Genomic DNA, 17,452 nt, shown 5'->3' with positions numbered 1-17,452 from the left:
CAGCAGCATTTAGCTATCGGATGACGTGGGTCTGAAACAAAAAACAGGATAAAAGCGTCGGCTATAAAAGAGCTTTGATTATTTTTTCAATAGATAATCCCTCGGCTTCAGCGCGGTAATTGCGCACGATACGGTGGCGTAAAATGGGCTCAGCAACGGCCTGCACATCTTCAATATCAGGAGCATATTTCCCAGTTACTGCTGCATGGCACTTGGCGCCCAAAACAAGAAACTGAGAAGCTCGCGGGCCAGCGCCCCAACTGATGTATTTATTTATCGCCTCAGTAGCAAATTCGCTATTCGGACGCGTTTTTGAAGCTAGTTTAACCGCATATTCCAAAACATTGTCCGTAATCGGAATATTGCGTATCAATTGCTGAAAATACTGAATATCATCCGCATGAATGATCTTCTGCAGTTGAACAGATTTACTGCCTGTTGTGTTTCTAACAATGTTCAGTTCATCAGCAAAAGCAGGGTAGTTGAGCTGAATATTGAACATAAAACGATCCAATTGCGCTTCGGGCAGGGGATAAGTTCCTTCTTGTTCAATTGGGTTTTGAGTGGCTAAAACAAAAAAGGGCTTCGGTAAAATATGTGTCTGCCCAGCCGCAGTAACCGATTTCTCTTGCATCGCCTCTAACAATGCCGCCTGAGTTTTTGGAGGTGTACGATTAATCTCATCGGCCAAAATAATATTCGAAAAAACAGGCCCCTTAATAAACTTAAAATGCCTGTCTTCGCCAAGTATCTCAGCGCCGATAATATCGCTCGGCATTAAATCGGGCGTAAACTGTATGCGGTTAAATTCGAGGTCTAAAACAGCTGCAACCGTTTGAACGAGTAGGGTTTTTGCTAATCCCGGTACGCCAACCAGCAAACAGTGTCCGTTGCTAAAAATGGCAATTAAAACCGATTTTATGATTTCATCCTGTCCAACTACAACCTTGCCGATTTCGGCTTTGATATTGTTGAAAGATTGATGAAGCGCATCAACAGCTTCTACTTCGTTCTTATACTGCATTGTTTATTTTGAGGCGGTACTGCTTTTTGTCCAAATTTTTAATTCATCGCAGGTATTAAACTCGTCGTCTATTTTGATATAAGTGCTTTCACGACGTTTTTCAAACCATTCGCTTAAAGTACGATTAATTTTATCATTTTGTGCGGCATCCCTGATTTTTGGGAAATCTTGTGCCATGTTTGCTTTGTGTGGCGGTATTTTCGATTTTAAGTAAAGAATGCGGTAAGCTTCCTTGCCATCGGCACCAGTAAATAAATGTGGTTTCGAAATGCCGCCAACTTTCATCGTATCAATTACCAAAAATACCGACGGATCCAACTTGTCGACAGGAATAAACGTTGATCTGGCTTGTACATTCTCCGCATTCAACATCATACCTCCGTTGTATTTTGTTTCTTTGTTATCAGAAAACAAGTTTGCAGCCGCCGCAAAGCTGTACTTTTTTGCCATAATATTGTTGTAAATACTATCGGCGTGTTTTTCTAAACGCACTAAGCTTTCGGGCGTAGTTCGCGGAATAATTAAAATATGACGGGCATGAACCTGCTCTCCGCGGCGTTCAATAACCTGTAGAAAGTGAAAGCCAAACTCTGTTTCAAAAATAGGCGATACCTCACCGGCCTTAAGTTTAAAGGCCCAGCTTGTAAATTCCTTTGCCATGGTGTTTCTATCGAAGAAACCTAAGTCGCCACCATCAGCAGCAGATCCCGGATCTTCAGAATAGGTCTTTGCCAAAATGCCCATATCCTCACCGCTCTTAACACGTAAACGAAGTGCCTCAATTTTATCGCGAAACCTTTGTTTCTCTGCTTTTGAAAGCTGTGGGTTTAAAATCACCTCGCCAACCTCAACTTCGGTGTTAAACTCCGGAAGACTATCGCCCAGCGATTTGAAATACTTTTCAACCTCCATTGGCGTAACATTAATGTTTTCGGTAATTTTCTGTTGCATCTTCTGCGCAATCAACTCATCTTTAATCGATGGACGGATTTCGTCTTTGTATTGAAGAACGGATTTGTTCAAAAACTGCTCTAAACGCTCCTGTCCCCCCGCACGCTGCATGCTGTAACGCATACGTTTATTTACCTCATCATCTACCTGGCTTTCTTCAACCATTACAGAATCGATTTCTGCCTGTTGTTTTAACAATTTTTGAGTTAAGGTATTTTGCAAAATCTTACACTTGATATCCTGGTTTGGTGGGTTTCCTTGGTAGAGATATTGGGTATATTGTTGATTTAAATCCGAAAGTAAGATGATGTTGTTTCCTACCACAGCAGCAACTTTATCGATATTATGCTTTGTTGTTTGCGCGTAACTGCTTAAAAAGCAAATCAAAGAAACTGCTACTAAAAATATTTTCTTCATTCTAATGTTATGTTGTACAAATTTAATACTGTAAGCTGTTATAACCTGGCAAGTTTTTTCAACTCGCTTTCGTTAATTTTTACCTGGTACTTCTGTTTTAGGCCTTTCAGCCAGTTTTCCTCTAAACTTTGCTGGTAATCGGTAATCACTTCACCTCTTACTTCATTTAGCGGTTTGTTGTAATGTTGTTTGTTGCTGTTATAAAACTCAATTATCGCCTGTTCGTCTTCCTGCGCTTTGTTCCAGATTTTTTGTTCCGAAACATTGAACATTAAAACGCCTTCCTTATATTCATTTATCAAAAAATCGTGGTCTTTGCCGCTGGTGGTCGCTTTTTTATGTGTTTCCAACAGCGCTTCGTACGTTTTAATTTCCTGCTGGTACACAAGGCTCTTGTCGAGACCCATATCGCGGGCATCCAAAACTTTCAGTTTAAAGTTGATATACAAATTCAAATAAGCCGCTAAATTTGCATAATCGGTACTTAAATTTCCGTTATGGCTTTTCTTGTACGCCCACATAAACTCTTTTGCACTTATTGGTTTACCATTTATTGTAGCCACATTTTGAGCATTCGAAATGCTGCAAATAAGGCTTAGAACAAATAAGCAAAAAGCTTTTCTCACGCAGAGCAGTCTATAAGTTTTAAGGGATAAAAGTAACAATTAGCGGCGCTATTATAAGATATTTAACTAATTTTAACAGAAATTATTATTCAGCAAAAATACGAATGGAAAACCAGGTTACCAACAATGCGAACGCTTTACGTTTATTTTTTACCGATGATGTTTTTGTGGTGGAAGATAAAAGTGTGAAAATGCCGCTTTTTGCTAGTACTGAGGTTGTTTCGGCGCCTGAAGCGATATCTGACCAAAGCGCTAATGAGCAATTAGAAAGTAACAGTTCTACTCCATTACCGAGTATTAAAGTTGGGGAAAGTACCAAAATTGATGTTCCTGCAGTTGAAATTCCTCCTGTAATGGAGGAAATCGCGACTAAAAAAGAGTTTAAATTTTTGGGCGGGAACAAAAAGGCAGTGCTTATTCTGGTAAACGATAACAACAACGACGTAAGTACTGAGCAAGGGCGGGAGTTGTTGCGTAAAATTGTGAAAGCGATTAACCTTTCTACGCCCGATTTTGCCCTGGTGAATTATTCAAATTATCCAAATACCGATTTTATTGCCCTTCGCGAGTTTTTTAAACCCGTGATTATGCTGTCGTTTGGTGTAGAGATTTCAGAATTAAAGCTCAACCTTTCTTGGCAGAATGAAATTATCGTTCACGAAACGACCAAGATAATTTTCGCACCCAATCTTCATCATCTTGATAGTAATATTGCCGCGAAAAAACAATTGTGGGGCCATCTGCAAAAATTATATTAAGAAGGTTTAAAGCTGAAGGTGAGAAGGTTTATGGACTGAAAAACAATGACAAAACCAGTCGTCTAGCGAAAGTCATCCGATGAATAAAAGCAGCACGCAAATATTCATCGGATGACTGATTTACCTAATGAAACCAATGAACTACTGAACCATTGAACCAAATGAAAAAACTCGTTTTTGCAACAAATAATCAACATAAAACAGACGAAATTCGTTCGGCTTTGGCTGGCCAATACGAAGTGCTTAACCTTAACGATATCGGCTGCACTGACGATATTCCGGAAACGGCACTTACTTTTGAGGGAAATGCAGCACTGAAAAGCAGCTACGTGGTTGAACGTTTCAACCTCGATTGCTTTGCCGACGACAGCGGATTAGAAATTGAAGCGTTAAATAATGAGCCCGGGGTTTACTCTGCCCGTTACAGCGGAGGCAGAGACAGCCTGGAAAACATGCGTTTGGTGCTCGAACAAATGAAAAACCAGACCAATAGAAATGCCAGATTTAAAACTGTTATTTCATTAATGCAAAACGGCAAACAGCATTTTTTCGAAGGTGCAGTTGAAGGAACAATCCGGTTCGAGATGTCGGGATCGAAAGGCTTTGGTTACGATCCGATTTTTCAGCCCAACGGCTACAACATTACTTTTGCTGAAATGGATATGGCAGAGAAGAATAAGATTAGTCACCGGGCAATAGCGCTTAAAAAAATGATCGACTTTTTGAAGGAGCAATAGTCTTTATAGTGTTTGTTTTGCCGTTTAATAGGAACGTCGTCATCCTCAGCTTGACTGGGGATCTAAGAAGTATGAACGCTAGTTGGAAAGGTGCTGAACCAAGTTCAGCATGATGAAGCGGCCGGGTCTGTGCTCAGTTTCATTTGGTAAGCGAGACGAGTGTTATCCAATAGCTATCTGATCTGAGCCTTAATGGAATGTCTAATGCGGCAACTATGAACGGTCGTCATCCTCAGCTTGACTGGGGATCTATTAATCATGAACGCTAGTTGGAAAGGTGCTGAACCAAGTTCAGCATGATGAAGCGGCCGGGCCCTGCGCTCAATTTCATTTAGTAAGCGAGCTGGGTGTTATCCAATAGCTATCTGATCTGAGCCTTAATCGAGTGTCTAATGCGGCAACTATGAACGGTCGTCATCCTCAGCTTGACTGGGGATCTATTAGTCATGAACGCTAGTTGGAAAGGTGCTGAACCAAGTTCAGCATGAGGAAGCGGCCGGGCCTGCGCTCAGTTTCATTTGGTAAGCGAGAAGAGTGTTATCCAATAGCTATCTGATCTGAGCCCTGATGGAACTGTCTCGTCATCGGAGTTGATTATTTTTTGAAGAACACTTAGCTTTTCTGTGTTTAAATCCATAAATAAATTTAGCAAATTATTTTGAATATTACCAAACCTACATTTTGCCAACTGGTTTAACCTCAGTCGCTTGTTTTTCGGGTAGAGCAGGTTTTACCTCACGCCTGGCAGTATCTTGTTTTATTCCAGGTGTTTTTTGATCCACGTTTAAAGAATTTTTTGCCGCTGTTGTTTTCGGTTTCTCGGCTGGAGGTGTACTGGTTTTTGGCGCTGTAGTTTTCGGTTTATTTTGCGGTTTCTTCGCAGCAGCTTTTGGTTTACCCTTCGCTTTACCAGACGAACCAACTGCGTCTTTCTTCGATTTCGGACGCTCTTTCGGCTTCCAAGAAAAGCCTTTCAAGGTGAGGTTTTTATCAACCGTATTCTCCGGACTTAATGCGCCCTCAATTCCATTGATATAAACAATATCCTCAATATCATTCTCATTATCTTTAAAAATAAACTTGATGCGGCTACTCAACGTTTGGTTCATTTCTTTGTACACCTTGGTGCTGTCATCTTGCGTATAATAAATGCTCTCGGCATTGCCATCTACATACAAGTTCTTAAACTTTCCATCTTTAAAAAAGCCAGTCATCAACCGACCTTTTATCTGGTTAAAACGCAACGAGTCTTTAGGTGTGTTCACCAAAAAAGCATTTCTGATCGCCTGTAAATTGTTAAGCTTTTTATTCTTAAACTGAACATAAATAGTGTCTCCTACCTGTTGCGAGCCCTCCGACCAGATGATAGGGTTGCTGTAGCAACGCAAAGTAGAGTCGGCGCTGGTATAAAACAAACTGTCGGTTTTGGCCTGAATATTTGTTTTAAAAACCTTTACGCCGTGGTACGCTTTAATAATACGTGCCTGAACGGTATCGGCAGGGTTAAAGCTAACGGTGTCGGGCTTAACGCTACCCCCTTTGGTTGGTAATGCAGTTTTGCCTTTTCCCTTTATAAGCCCTTTTTCCATGCTCTTATTCAGGCTATCTAAATCAACGGCAGGAATCTTTTTCAACAAATCGCCCATTTTTGCCGACGATTGCTTTTGCAAGCTATCACCTTTTAATTTAGGTAGATTTTTAACAATCGAATCGGCCTTGACCTTCAAAATATTGCCTTTCTGTAAGCTATCAGGAACAATACCGGGTAATTTTTTTTCCAACGAATCTATTTTCGTTTTTAGGCTGTCGGCATCGCTGTTTTTGGGCAAATCGATGTTTTCACCTTCAATGGTGTTTTTCGATTTATTTTTATTTCCCTTGTTCTTTTTTTCATTTCGCTTAGTCCGGTCATCTTTCGTCGTAACTTTTTCGCCCAAATCGTCGGCCGTTGCTTTGGGCTCTTTCTTTTCACCAGTTTCCTCGTCATCTTCACCAACCTGATTATCAGCTTTAATGGAAATTTTAGGAATTAGTTTCAACGTTTTTTGTAAAACCATCTGAGTTTCCAAAGTATCGGCGCCCATCCACAAACTATCAGGACGCTTTTTACCCTTTACCTCTATCGAATCTTCGGTTCCTATACCCAAATACGCATTCCGGGTTACCAACGTGCGCTGATCGGCCTTGTAATAATAGCCTAAATCGCCGAACATTTTCATTTTGTCTTTCGTATCAGAGAAAACAATGTTTTTAACCGCTTTTCCGTAACCAATTTTGCCAAAGTAATACAGGCTGTCGCCCTTTAGCGACCGCGTACCTTGCGTGTAAAGGTTCTTCTTTCCAAAATAAGCGTCTTCAGTTGCTGTATTGTAAGCCCCATTTTCCGTGTAAAGGTTGTCGTCTTTACCTTTGATGTTAGTCGGGCCATAAAAATAAGTCCATTTGGTTTGCGTATTGTAACGCAGCGTGTCCGATTTAATGGTAACCTGCGGCGTTACCACCACAACGTTATACCTGAAATAAGCATCGTTGCTGGTACTAAAATAATAGCCGTTTTTGCTCGTCAACGTTACCTCCTTATTTACAATTTTGCCCCCACTGGTATAGGTTCCAATTTTGCTTAAGGTATTATAATCTAAAATATTGGTTGTTAAAATCGACGTTGGATCAACCATTCTGACATTCCCGGTTAAATGCGCATGCTTTTTATTTCCGTCGTATTCAAGCTGATCAGAATAAATATCGGTAGTAAGCTGATTGATGTGTACGTTGTTATACGCTTCGAAGTAATTGCGCTGATTATAGTATACAGCGCTGTCGCAAGTAAGGGTAGCATTATCTTGCTTGAAAACCGGATTTCTCAACCGGGTTATATTATTTTTAACATCGCCATAAATCTTGCCATAAGAAACGATTTCAATCTTTGAGCCCACTTGCTGAGCGAACATCAAAACCGGGCATACCAATAAAAAGATAAAGACAAATAGTTTTTGCACCCTACAAAGTTAGTTTTTTGTTCCGAACGTTCGGAATACCAGTTAAAATTAAATATTTTTGGTGGATGTTACCTTTAGCTCAATTCCGACAATTTATTGAACAGCACCAGCTATTTGCTAAAGATGACAAGGTTCTTTTGGCCGTTAGCGGCGGAAAAGATTCGGTTTTAATGTTACATCTATTTAAAGCTATTGGCGTTAATGTTGGCGTAGCGCATTGTAATTTTAATTTACGTGGAGAAGAAGCGCAGCGTGATGAACATTTCGTTAAAATGCTGGCCACTTCCCTCGATGTTCCGGTTCATATAACGCATTTCGATACCAAAAAATATGCTGCCGAAAATAAAATCTCTACACAAATGGCTGCAAGGGATTTACGTTATCACTGGTTCGAGCAAATCAGAAGCGAGCACAAATATGAGTGTATCGCCCTTGCGCAACATCAAAATGATGCCGTTGAAACGGTTTTGATTAATTTGGTTCGCGGCACCGGCATTAGCGGTTTGCACGGAATCCTTCCGAAAAGAGGTAAGCTGATTAGGCCACTGCTGTTTTTAAGCCGTAATGAGATTGAAACCGCCGTTGCCGAAAATAATATCGGTTTTGTAGAAGACAGCTCGAACCTGAGCACCAACTACACCCGAAACAAGTTACGCCTGCAGGTGATTCCGCACCTGAAAGAGATCAACCCCAACCTCGAGAAAACGTTTGAGGAAAATATGGCCCGCTTTGCCGAGCTCGAAAGCTTTTTAGCTCTTCAAGTGCAAGAACTGGCTGATAATTTATTGATTAAAAGGGCCGACGGCATCTATATTTCGCTGCTCGATATTGCAGCACTTCGACCACAAAAACTGCTGCTCTACGAGTTGCTTAAGCCTTTTGGTTTCGTTGAAAAAGTGGTCGATGCTATTTTGCAGCGCTTAACCTCCCCAAGTGGAACCCATTTTTTCAGTGCCAGCCATCAGGCAATCATCAATCGAAAAGATTTGATTATCGCCCCCCAAAATACTGCCGATCATTTAAACCAATTTATCCATCCTTCCACCGCAAATATTCGCTTCGGCGATGATGAAATTGCCTTAACTTTTAGCGATGAACTCAAATTTGAAGCCGTTGCCAATAAAGCGTTTGTTAATGCTGACCGATTGATTTTTCCATTGGTGTTGCGCAACTGGCAAAACGGCGATAAGTTTATCCCCCTGGGCATGCGCCATTTAAAAAAGGTGAGCGATTTTTTTATCGATGCAAAAGTACCCTTGCACTTAAAGCACACCACACCAATTTTGGTTAACGGAAATGGCCAAATTATCTGGATTGCAGGCATGCGGCAGGATAATCGTTACAAATTAACAGCCACAACAGAAAAAGTTGCTATATTCGAACTCAAAAAGTAATCAGTGGAAAACAAATACGCCTATATCGAAAAACAATACATTGGCCGCGATTATGTTCGCATTTTCATCAGGTTGATTATGGCGGCCTTTTGTTTTGGTGCGTATGTTTACGAACGCGACCGCGATAATACGCAGGATTTGTTTCTGGTTGTGGGCTTCGGTATTATTGGCGTTTCGATGTTGCTGCTGTTCCTCATTCAATACAAAATCATTATTGAGAATGGTAGTATGATTTTGGATGGTTTATGGACTACCAAACGCGTTAAGATCGACTTGAATAGCATTGTAGATGTTCGCAAAGCGACGTATAGCCGTTACTTTTTTAACAACCCGGTTTATAACCTCCACACCAAAGGAACCATCCGTTTTTACTCATCGGGCAAAGACGCCGTAGTTTTAACGGATAGAGACGGCCTTGAATATTTTATTGGCACGCAACGACCAAATGAACTCTTCCTGGTAATCAATGAAGAGATGAAAAACCTCAAATAATGGTTAGTTTGGGGAATAATTTCCCCAATGTTACCCGCTGAGTATATTCTACACACTGCAAAATCTTCGTTTTTCTCATCGTTAGGGCCTGTTTCTATTAAGGCATTCTATTTGAATAGTTAATCTGTAAATGATTAACATGAAAAAAATAATACTTATCTGTTTTATACTCGCTGGATCAATTCACGCATGGGCGCAAAGTTATGTTCCGAATGTTTCTAGAGACTCAGTCGGCATCTTGAACGCTAAGGTGGATGTGTTGAAAGCCAAAATTAAAGTGATTGAGCTCAAGATTGAAGAAGCCGAGGAAGAAGCGGACGTTGAAAAACTGCGGATTAAGCTTGCCGAAGCAAACGATGAGGCAGAGCAATCGGCAGAAAAAGCGAGCAGACATACCAACAGAAGCGGTGGGGGCGACGGCACAGACTTAAAGGAAGTGAATAAGCTGGCTAAACGGGCAAAAAATAATAGGGAAGATGCTATTAAAGCGCTGGAACGTTTTAATAAACAAATTGCCAAGGTAATGAGCCTCCGCGAAGAAATTCAAAAGGAAGAACGCAAACTTCGCCACAGAAAGCCACAAATCTCTTTTGATTACAAATAATTTAGTACCCGTCTCGATTTGATTAGCGCCCCTTTACCGGGGCGTTTTTTGTTTTTAGGCGCTTGTAAGCAGCCAGCTCCGGTTTTGTCATGCTGAGTTTTAATTTTCTAGCCAAAAAATCAATAATGCGTGACGTAAAAAAACAACCACCCTCCCAAAGGGATGCCTTTGGCACCTGCCCCTCCTTGTAAAGAAGGAGGGGAGTCGGACAGTGCGAACGTTAATGGTTATCGAGGCCAAATGGTTGTGCAGTTGCTACTCATCGCCTAGACCGTTCATGTATTGGGGTTTACAACTAAGGCATTCGAAATAGGACTTATTTTTAATGATCGACTGCCGGTTTGTTAGAACTACATTCATTTTTTTATTGCAATAACCCGACACGCATTTCAAACTAAAATCGGCTACATTTGCAATAACAACAACGCAATTATAAATGAAGATAGGAATAGTTTGCTACCCAACTTTTGGCGGTAGTGGAGTAGTTGCAACGGAGCTCGGAAAGGCGCTGGCAAATGAGGGACATCAGGTACACTTTATTACATACAGCCAGCCTGCACGGCTCGATTTTTTCTCGGCAAATTTATTTTACCACGAAGTTTCGGTGCGAGATTATCCGCTTTTTGATTATGCACCCTACGAATCGGCATTGGCCAGCAAGCTCGTAGATGTAGTGCGGTTTGAAAAGTTGGATGTTTTGCACGTTCATTATGCAATTCCACATGCTTCGGCAGCTTTTATGGCCAAGCAAATACTGGCCAGCTATGGCATTAATATTCCGGTTGTTACTACTTTACACGGAACGGATATTACTTTGGTGGGGAAAGACCCAACCTACAAACCCGTGGTTACTTTTTCCATTAACCAAAGCGACGGGGTTACCACCGTATCCGACGATTTAAGGGAAGATACTTACAGCCATTTCGACATCACTAAGGAAATTAAGGTAATCCCCAATTTTATCGATTTTACGCGGTTCAGTTTGCAGGCGAAAGATCATTTTAAAAAGGCAATTGCGCCAAACAACGAACGCATATTAATTCATACCTCCAATTTCAGAAAAGTAAAGCGCACAGCCGATGTAATCAGGATTTTTGAAAAGGTACAGGCGGTTATTCCATCTAAATTGTTGATGGTTGGCGATGGTCCGGAGCGTGCTTACGATGAGCAGCTTTGCAGAAGTCTTAATATTGGCGAAGGCGTGCGTTTTTTAGGGAAACAGGATGCGGTAGAGGAAATTTTATCCGTTTCTGATTTGTTTTTAATGCCTTCAGAATCTGAAAGCTTTGGCCTGGCAGCGTTAGAGGCAATGGCTTGCAAAGTTCCGGCAATTACCACTAATGCCGGTGGTTTACCTGAACTCAATGTTGATGGTTTTTGCGGTTACATGAGCAATGTTGGCGATGTAGATGCCATGGCTGCCAACGCAATATCGATTTTGGAAAGCGATGCCACATTAAAGCAATTCAAAGAAAATGCATTCAAAAGGGCGCAGGATTTCGACCTTAAAAAAATCTTGCCATCGTACGTCGATTTCTATAGAGAAATAATCGAAAAGTCGTTGCAAGCCAGATATTAAAATTTGGTTATTTGTGGCTTAATAGCTTATATTTAATGGTTTGAGCATATTTATGTGAGGAAAAAAACTTTGTTTCAGCTCAATTGAACGCAATCAAACGTTTGAGTAGAGACTGGTTTTTTGCTTTGAAATTGAAGAAAACGAGTACATTGCCGAAAGAAAAACCGGCAGTTGATACAAATCCTCAAAAAAATATGTTCATTTTCTCAATATTTTATTGAGCACCTGAACCATTAAAAAAATTAAGCACAAATGAAAACCAAATTAGTTGCGTTAGTGTTGCTGCTCGCATTTGCATCAACTGCCAACGCCCAAACAAAAACAAGCAAACACACTTTCGCAATTGCCGATGGCAACTTTTTGTTGGATGGCAACCCGATCCAAATCCATAGTGGAGAGATGCACTATTCGCGGATTCCAAAACCTTATTGGCGCCATCGCCTGAAAATGATGAAAGCAATGGGGTTAAATGCAGTTGCAACTTATGTTTTTTGGAATTACCATGAAGTTGCTCCCGGAGTTTGGGATTTCAAATCAGGAAACAAGGATGTTGCCGAATACATCAGAATCGCTCAGGAAGAGGGCTTGTTTGTAATCCTCCGCCCCGGTCCGTACGTTTGCGCCGAGTGGGAATTTGGCGGCTATCCGTGGTTTTTAACAAAAGTTCCCGGCATGGTAATAAGGGGTAATAACCCACAATATTTAGCGGCAACCAAAGCCTATTTCACAGCATTATATGGCCAGGTTAAGAATTTGCTGGTTACCAATGGCGGCCCGATAATTATGGTTCAGGGCGAAAACGAGTTCGGCTCGTATGTGGCTCAGCGTAAAGATATCAGCCTCGAAGATCATAAAAAGTATAGTGCGGCTGTGTTTCAGCAGCTAAAAGATGTGGGCTTCAATGTGCCATTCTTTACTTCTGATGGCACATGGCTTTTTGAAGGCGGTGCATTACCCGGCGCCCTGCCTACAGGGAATGGCGAAGATGATGTGGCTAACCTAAAGGAAAAAGTTAACAAATATCATGATGGAAAAGGCCCATACATGGTTGCTGAGTTTTACCCTGGCTGGTTAGATCATTGGGCAGAACCATTCCAAAAAGTTTCGTACAAGAGCACCGCCAAGCAAACGCAAAAGTATTTAGATGGCGGCGTTTCGTTCAACTATTATATGGTTCATGGTGGTACAAACTTTGGCTTTACCTCGGGCGCAAACTATGATGGTAAACACGATATTCAGCCCGACATAACCAGCTACGATTACGACGCTCCGATAAGCGAGGCAGGTTGGGCAACTAAAAAGTACGATACCTTGAGGCTAATGCTTAAAAACGAAAAAACACCTGCTGTACCCGCCAAAACACCTGTTATCGAAATAAAAGATATCGCCTTAACTAAAGCTGTTGATTTGGAAGATCTTAAAAGTAAGGTTTCGCCAGTTAACGATGACAAGCCGCTAACTTTTGAAGAACTGAATCAGGGCCATGGCTATGTGTGGTACAGCAAAAAATTTAAGCAACCCATTAGTGGCAAATTAGAATTGGCTGGTTTACGCGATTATGCCATAGTTTACGTTAACGGAACCAAAGTTGCCGAGCTTAACAGTTATTATAAAAAGTACGATTGCGATATTGAAATTCCGTTTAATGCCACATTAGATATTATCGTTGAAAATATGGGCCGCATTAATTACGGTGCAAAAATAGTGAACAGTACAAAAGGAATTATTTCTCCGGTAATTATAAATGGAGAAACGATTACTGGCAATTGGGAGATGTATAAGCTCCCAATGGACGAAGTGCCTAACCTGGCCGCTGCGAAAAACACAGCAACAGCGGGTAGACCGGCCGTTTACCAGGGCAGTTTTAATTTAACCAAAACTGGCGATACATTTTTGGATATGCGTAATTTTGGAAAGGGAATTGTGTTTGTTAATGGAATCAATCTTGGTCGTTATTGGAGTGTTGGTCCGCAACAAACGTTATATGTTCCGGGTTGCTGGTTAAGAAATGGTAAAAATGATATTGTAATCTTCGAGCAGAAGAACGATGTGATGCACAAATCGGTATCGGGTATCACTACACCAATTTTGGACGATTTACAACCTGAAAAAGGTTTGCCAAATTAATATGAAGCGTTATCAGCCCAGAAAAAACTGGTAACGCTTGTTTATATTTTTTCGACCGGTTTTACCGCTTGGATGTGTCTTGATTAAACTCATCTGCCAAACCATTTTGATCTTTAAGAAGCTTTCTCCAAAAGAAATAGTTGTCGTTTTAAACTTTCTCTAAATCAAATCATTATAAATCGTACCTTTGCGGCAAATGAAAAAAATAGTAGATTATAGAAAGCTTTTAAACGTTGATAAAACGGCTGAGCTTACGGCGCTTAAGTCGGTTTACCGCACAATGATGAAAGAATGCCACCCTGATAAGTTTCAGGTAGAAGAGGAGAAATTAGCGGCAGAGGCCAGAAGCAAAGAAATAATCGAGGCTTATCACTTTTTGGTGAGCATTGCGCCAGAAACGCGTGAGCAAAACATTGAAACGTACACCCAAACGATTACGAATTCGAACATTTTAGATTTTGAGTACAAGCAATCGGTGTTAAATATTCAGTTTTTTGATGGAAGCGCTTATGAATACTTTGATGTGCCAAGGGCTATTTATATCAAACTCGTAAACGCCGATTCGCCGGGTCGTTTTGCACGCCGCCACATTTGCAATTCGTACCCTTACCGTAACGTAGCTAAAGTAGCCGAACCAGCTTAAAATTAGTTTAAGATATTTTAAAGAAAGACTTGCCGAAAGGGCAGGTCTTTTTGTTTAAATGTGGGTTGTGGCCCAGTGTTTTTCGGTTAAAGTTACTTCTTAGCGTTTTTGAGGGGTTGACCAAAGAACCGTCATTTCGACCGCAGCGCTCCGCAGGAGCTCCTTGGGAGGAGAAATCTTTTGATTTTGGATTTAATGGTGATTGCTTCGCTGGAGCCGCATCCTTCAATTGAACTCCAAATACTCGGCCCAATTTAAGCCAGCTGGTAGTGGTTGGTTGCTAAACTCCAAATGAATAACCCGCCGCCTATTTTTGTTTGTAGTGCGGCTGGAACTATGTAGCAAAAGTGGTTTCATAATCATTATTCCGCCCGATGGCACATTGCAACTGATTTCGTGTTCAACCGTCCAATCAATATGCTCAGGCCGATAAATCCCTTTACTGTGCGAATTTGGAATGACCTTCAAAGCCCCGTTTTCCTCATTTGTGTCGTCGAGATGAATACGAATGGTGAAGTTTTTTTCTAACAGGTTTAATGGCGGTTGAACGGCAAACTGATTGGGCTTTACAGTGTATGGGCCGAAGCCATCAATGTCGACCTTTTTATCCACCGAAATTGTCAGGTCCTGATGATAAGAAACAAACCAGTTAGATTCTTCAGGCTTGTCAAAATAGATCGATTTTACCAAAAAATAGTCACCTCCAAAAACCTCATCAATAGTGCCGATAAGCGTGCTATTGAAGATGTGTTCTTTTGCCGCCGGTACCTCCGTCAAAAATTTTCTAATCGCAAACAGATCTTTCGATTTCCTGAACGCAGGTTTATTCGAGTCGACGGCATCAATTACCTCCGCAATTTTTTGCACTTCCGCAGGCGTATAAATGTTGTTAATAATAGTGAAGCCAACCTCGCTAAGCTCCTTTTGATAATGCCTCAAAATCATTAATTATTTATCATCGGTTTAAACCTGTTGTCTTTATTCCGTAAATCGAGGCCGCCCTCGTAAACCGATTTCAAATTGATCAGATAAAAGCTCCAACCGTTGTGGCATCCCAAACGAATTTCCTTTTTAGACACATCGTCAGTCGGAATGTTTCGTTGCGTCAACGTTACAATTACATACTCAAATTCTTCTTTCAACCTGATCTCAACAAGGCAATTGCCGGCAAATGTAAACTCAAAACGATCTTTGCCATTTGCATCCGTTATTTTACCATGTTCAATATCGTTATATAAGTACCATGTCCATTTGTAACTATCACCTTTAAGTGCTTGCTGCGCTTTGTTAAGTTGCAACCCATTTTCATCGGTAAACCCGGCATCAATCAGAAACCACCTTTCAAGCTCAGCCGCAGTAGTCCAGGCGTTATAAATCTCGGCCACGGTTGCTTTTACCGCTATTTTTAGCGTGAACGTTGTCCAATCGAAGTTCTCCATGCAAATTATTTATCAAATACGAGGCAGACCGGCGCACCAACATCAATCCTTTGGCTGCTGTCGGTCAGCTTTCCTGTAACCGGATTCCTTTTAAATATCACTACATCGTTGGTGTATTGATGCGCAACCAACAGATATTTTCCGGTAGGATCGATGGTGAAATTCCTTGGTCCGTTGCCCAAAGTGCTTATCGTTTCTATAAATTTGAGCTTTCCTGTCGAAAGAATTGAAAACGCTGAAATACTATTGGCGTCGCCACGATTCGTTTCATAAAGAAATTTTCCGTCAGCAGAAACATGAATGTCCGCACCATCAACCTTCCCGCTAAAATTTTTCGGTGTAGTTCCCACTTCTTGAATTTTGGTCAAGCTTCCATCAGCATAAGAAAAAACGGTTATCATGCCATTAAACTCGTGTGCCAGATAAGCAAACTTCCCATTGGGCGCAAAAGTGATATGTCTTGGCGCGGTGCCGGGTGTTGTTTCAACCACTGCCTTTTCTGTCAGCGTCTTATCTTTTCCAGTAGCATTATACTTGTAAATATAAATTTTGTCTTCGCCTAAATCATTAACAATTAAATGCTTATGGTCAGGGCTGAATTTTGTCATGTGTACATGAGCACTTTCCTGCCGGCCTTTTGGGTCGATGCTTTTGCCAGTGTGTTTAACTACCTGAATGGCCTCCGTTAATGATCCATCCGCCTTGCGAGAGAACACAGCTAAGCTACCTCCTGAGTAATTGGCCACAATAACATTTTTACCGTCAACAGTAATAAAGCAAGGATCTGCACCATGACTATCAACTTTGTTTAAAAAAGTTAAGCCACCAGTTTTCGCATCGTATTTAAAAGCGCTGACTGTACTGCTTTCGCCTGTTTCATTTACGGCGTAAACGAATTTCTTGTCAGGAGAAATAGCCGAATAGCTGGGATTTGCCGTACCCTTGGTGGTGTGTTTTAGCACAGCCTGTCCTTTGCTTGCATCGAAGCGATAAGTGTAAATGCCCTCACTTTTGCCGGGCGCCGTATAGGTGCCAACAATGAGGTTGTAATTTGCTTGTTGAGCAACTGCAGCCGTAGTAAGTAGTGTCATAACGATAATTGCAATGTGTTTTTTCATGGGGTCGGTCTGTTTAAACAAATATGAGGAAAAATATGTCGAAGCGATTTTAAAATTGTTTCTTTTTTGCTTTTTAACATTTGTCGTTTTAGTATCCGCCCAAAAAGGAAAACACAAAAACTTTGTAAAAAGATCGGTTTAGTTTAAAAGTTACGATAAATCGTGTGTTTAAAAGGGTAAATTTGAAAAAAAAGCGATGAAAATTTTAATGTTTGCACTGTGTTTTTGCACTATTTCAATTATGGCAAATGCCCAGGTTGTACCCAAAACTAAGCTGTCACGTCAAACAGTTAACAAACAAATGGCAGAAGTTGCCTGCGGCGAATGCCAGTTTAAAATGAAAGGGAAAGATTGCGACCTGGCTGTGAGAATAAACGGAAAATCTTATTTCGTAGATGGAAAGGGTATTGACGATTTTGGCGATGCCCACAGCGAACATGGGTTTTGTAATGCCATAAGCAAGGCACGCGTAACAGGGGAAATTGTAAACGGGCGGTTTAAAGCAAAGGAAATTGAGTTGGTGAAGAATTAAACAGCGTGTTTGGTA

The 17,452-nt window shown here is 41.1% G+C and carries 16 protein-coding genes; 9 read left to right on the top strand and 7 right to left on the bottom strand.

The features are described from left to right. Positions 1-61: 61 nt before the first annotated feature. The 3 genes from IZT61_RS09800 to IZT61_RS09790 are packed head-to-tail and all read right to left on the bottom strand — an operon-like array spanning position 62 to position 2,955. Positions 62-1,024, bottom strand: coding sequence for an AAA family ATPase (locus IZT61_RS09800; protein ID WP_196100958.1), 963 nt, complete (start codon positions 1,022-1,024; stop codon positions 62-64). Positions 1,025-1,027: 3 nt separating this feature from the next. Continuing rightward, complete coding sequence (locus tag IZT61_RS09795) at positions 1,028-2,392, bottom strand: peptidylprolyl isomerase (protein ID WP_196100957.1); 1,365 nt, start codon at positions 2,390-2,392, stop codon at positions 1,028-1,030. 38 nt (positions 2,393-2,430) lie between these two features. After that, entirely contained in the window at positions 2,431-2,955 is a 525-nt protein-coding gene (locus IZT61_RS09790; protein WP_230383924.1) for a hypothetical protein, read from the bottom strand. Between the two features lie 167 nt (positions 2,956-3,122). Between IZT61_RS09790 and IZT61_RS09785 the strand changes: the two genes are divergently transcribed. Next, positions 3,123-3,776 (top strand): hypothetical protein, encoded by a 654-nt coding sequence (locus IZT61_RS09785; RefSeq protein WP_196100956.1) that lies wholly within the window; start codon positions 3,123-3,125, stop codon positions 3,774-3,776. Positions 3,777-3,937: 161 nt separating this feature from the next. Further along, positions 3,938-4,513, top strand: a complete 576-nt coding sequence (locus IZT61_RS09780) for a non-canonical purine NTP diphosphatase (RefSeq protein WP_196100955.1) — start codon at positions 3,938-3,940, stop codon at positions 4,511-4,513. A 674-nt stretch (positions 4,514-5,187) separates the two neighbouring features. On the opposite strand, the gene IZT61_RS09775 is transcribed toward IZT61_RS09780, so the two are convergent. Beyond that, positions 5,188-7,509, bottom strand: a complete 2,322-nt coding sequence (locus IZT61_RS09775; protein WP_196100954.1) for an OstA-like protein — start codon at positions 7,507-7,509, stop codon at positions 5,188-5,190. A gap of 65 nt (positions 7,510-7,574) precedes the next feature. On the opposite strand from IZT61_RS09775, the gene tilS reads away from it, so the two are divergent. The 6 genes from tilS to IZT61_RS09745 all read left to right on the top strand — a co-directional run bounded on the left by tilS (position 7,575) and on the right by IZT61_RS09745 (position 14,348). Continuing rightward, positions 7,575-8,903, top strand: a complete 1,329-nt coding sequence (gene tilS / locus IZT61_RS09770; protein WP_196100953.1) for a tRNA lysidine(34) synthetase TilS — start codon at positions 7,575-7,577, stop codon at positions 8,901-8,903. Between the two features lie 3 nt (positions 8,904-8,906). Beyond that, complete coding sequence (locus IZT61_RS09765; RefSeq protein ID WP_196100952.1) at positions 8,907-9,395, top strand: hypothetical protein; 489 nt, start codon at positions 8,907-8,909, stop codon at positions 9,393-9,395. A gap of 139 nt (positions 9,396-9,534) precedes the next feature. Further along, positions 9,535-9,999: a hypothetical protein gene (locus tag IZT61_RS09760; RefSeq protein ID WP_196100951.1), complete on the top strand. Its 465-nt coding sequence runs from the start codon at positions 9,535-9,537 to the stop codon at positions 9,997-9,999. A 436-nt stretch (positions 10,000-10,435) separates the two neighbouring features. Beyond that, a complete protein-coding gene (gene bshA / locus IZT61_RS09755; protein WP_196100950.1) occupies positions 10,436-11,578 on the top strand; it encodes an N-acetyl-alpha-D-glucosaminyl L-malate synthase BshA in 1,143 nt (380 codons plus the stop codon). Positions 11,579-11,830: 252 nt separating this feature from the next. Further along, positions 11,831-13,705, top strand: a complete 1,875-nt coding sequence (locus tag IZT61_RS09750) for a glycoside hydrolase family 35 protein (protein ID WP_196100949.1) — start codon at positions 11,831-11,833, stop codon at positions 13,703-13,705. A 196-nt stretch (positions 13,706-13,901) separates the two neighbouring features. Next, a complete protein-coding gene (locus tag IZT61_RS09745) occupies positions 13,902-14,348 on the top strand; it encodes a KTSC domain-containing protein (RefSeq protein WP_196100948.1) in 447 nt (148 codons plus the stop codon). A gap of 225 nt (positions 14,349-14,573) precedes the next feature. On the opposite strand, the gene IZT61_RS09740 is transcribed toward IZT61_RS09745, so the two are convergent. Genes IZT61_RS09740 through IZT61_RS09730 form a run of 3 tightly spaced genes read right to left on the bottom strand, consistent with a single transcriptional unit; the run spans position 14,574 to position 16,905 of the window. Continuing rightward, a complete protein-coding gene (locus tag IZT61_RS09740; RefSeq protein ID WP_196100947.1) occupies positions 14,574-15,293 on the bottom strand; it encodes a phytanoyl-CoA dioxygenase family protein in 720 nt (239 codons plus the stop codon). Continuing rightward, positions 15,293-15,787, bottom strand: coding sequence for an SRPBCC family protein (locus tag IZT61_RS09735; protein WP_196100946.1), 495 nt, complete (start codon positions 15,785-15,787; stop codon positions 15,293-15,295). The genes IZT61_RS09740 and IZT61_RS09735 overlap by 1 nt, the downstream gene beginning before the upstream one ends. A gap of 5 nt (positions 15,788-15,792) precedes the next feature. Continuing rightward, positions 15,793-16,905 carry a lactonase family protein gene (locus tag IZT61_RS09730; protein ID WP_196100945.1) on the bottom strand — a complete coding sequence of 371 codons (1,113 nt, stop codon included), beginning with the start codon at positions 16,903-16,905 and terminating at the stop codon, positions 15,793-15,795. A 301-nt stretch (positions 16,906-17,206) separates the two neighbouring features. On the opposite strand from IZT61_RS09730, the gene IZT61_RS09725 reads away from it, so the two are divergent. Continuing rightward, positions 17,207-17,437 (top strand): DUF6370 family protein, encoded by a 231-nt coding sequence (locus tag IZT61_RS09725; RefSeq protein ID WP_230383922.1) that lies wholly within the window; start codon positions 17,207-17,209, stop codon positions 17,435-17,437. The last annotated feature ends 15 nt before the right edge of the window (positions 17,438-17,452 follow it).

Origin of the sequence: Pedobacter endophyticus, from assembly GCF_015679185.1 — a bacterium.
GTDB lineage: Bacteria > Bacteroidota > Bacteroidia > Sphingobacteriales > Sphingobacteriaceae > Pedobacter > Pedobacter endophyticus.
This window is presented reverse-complemented; position numbering and strand designations above follow the sequence as displayed.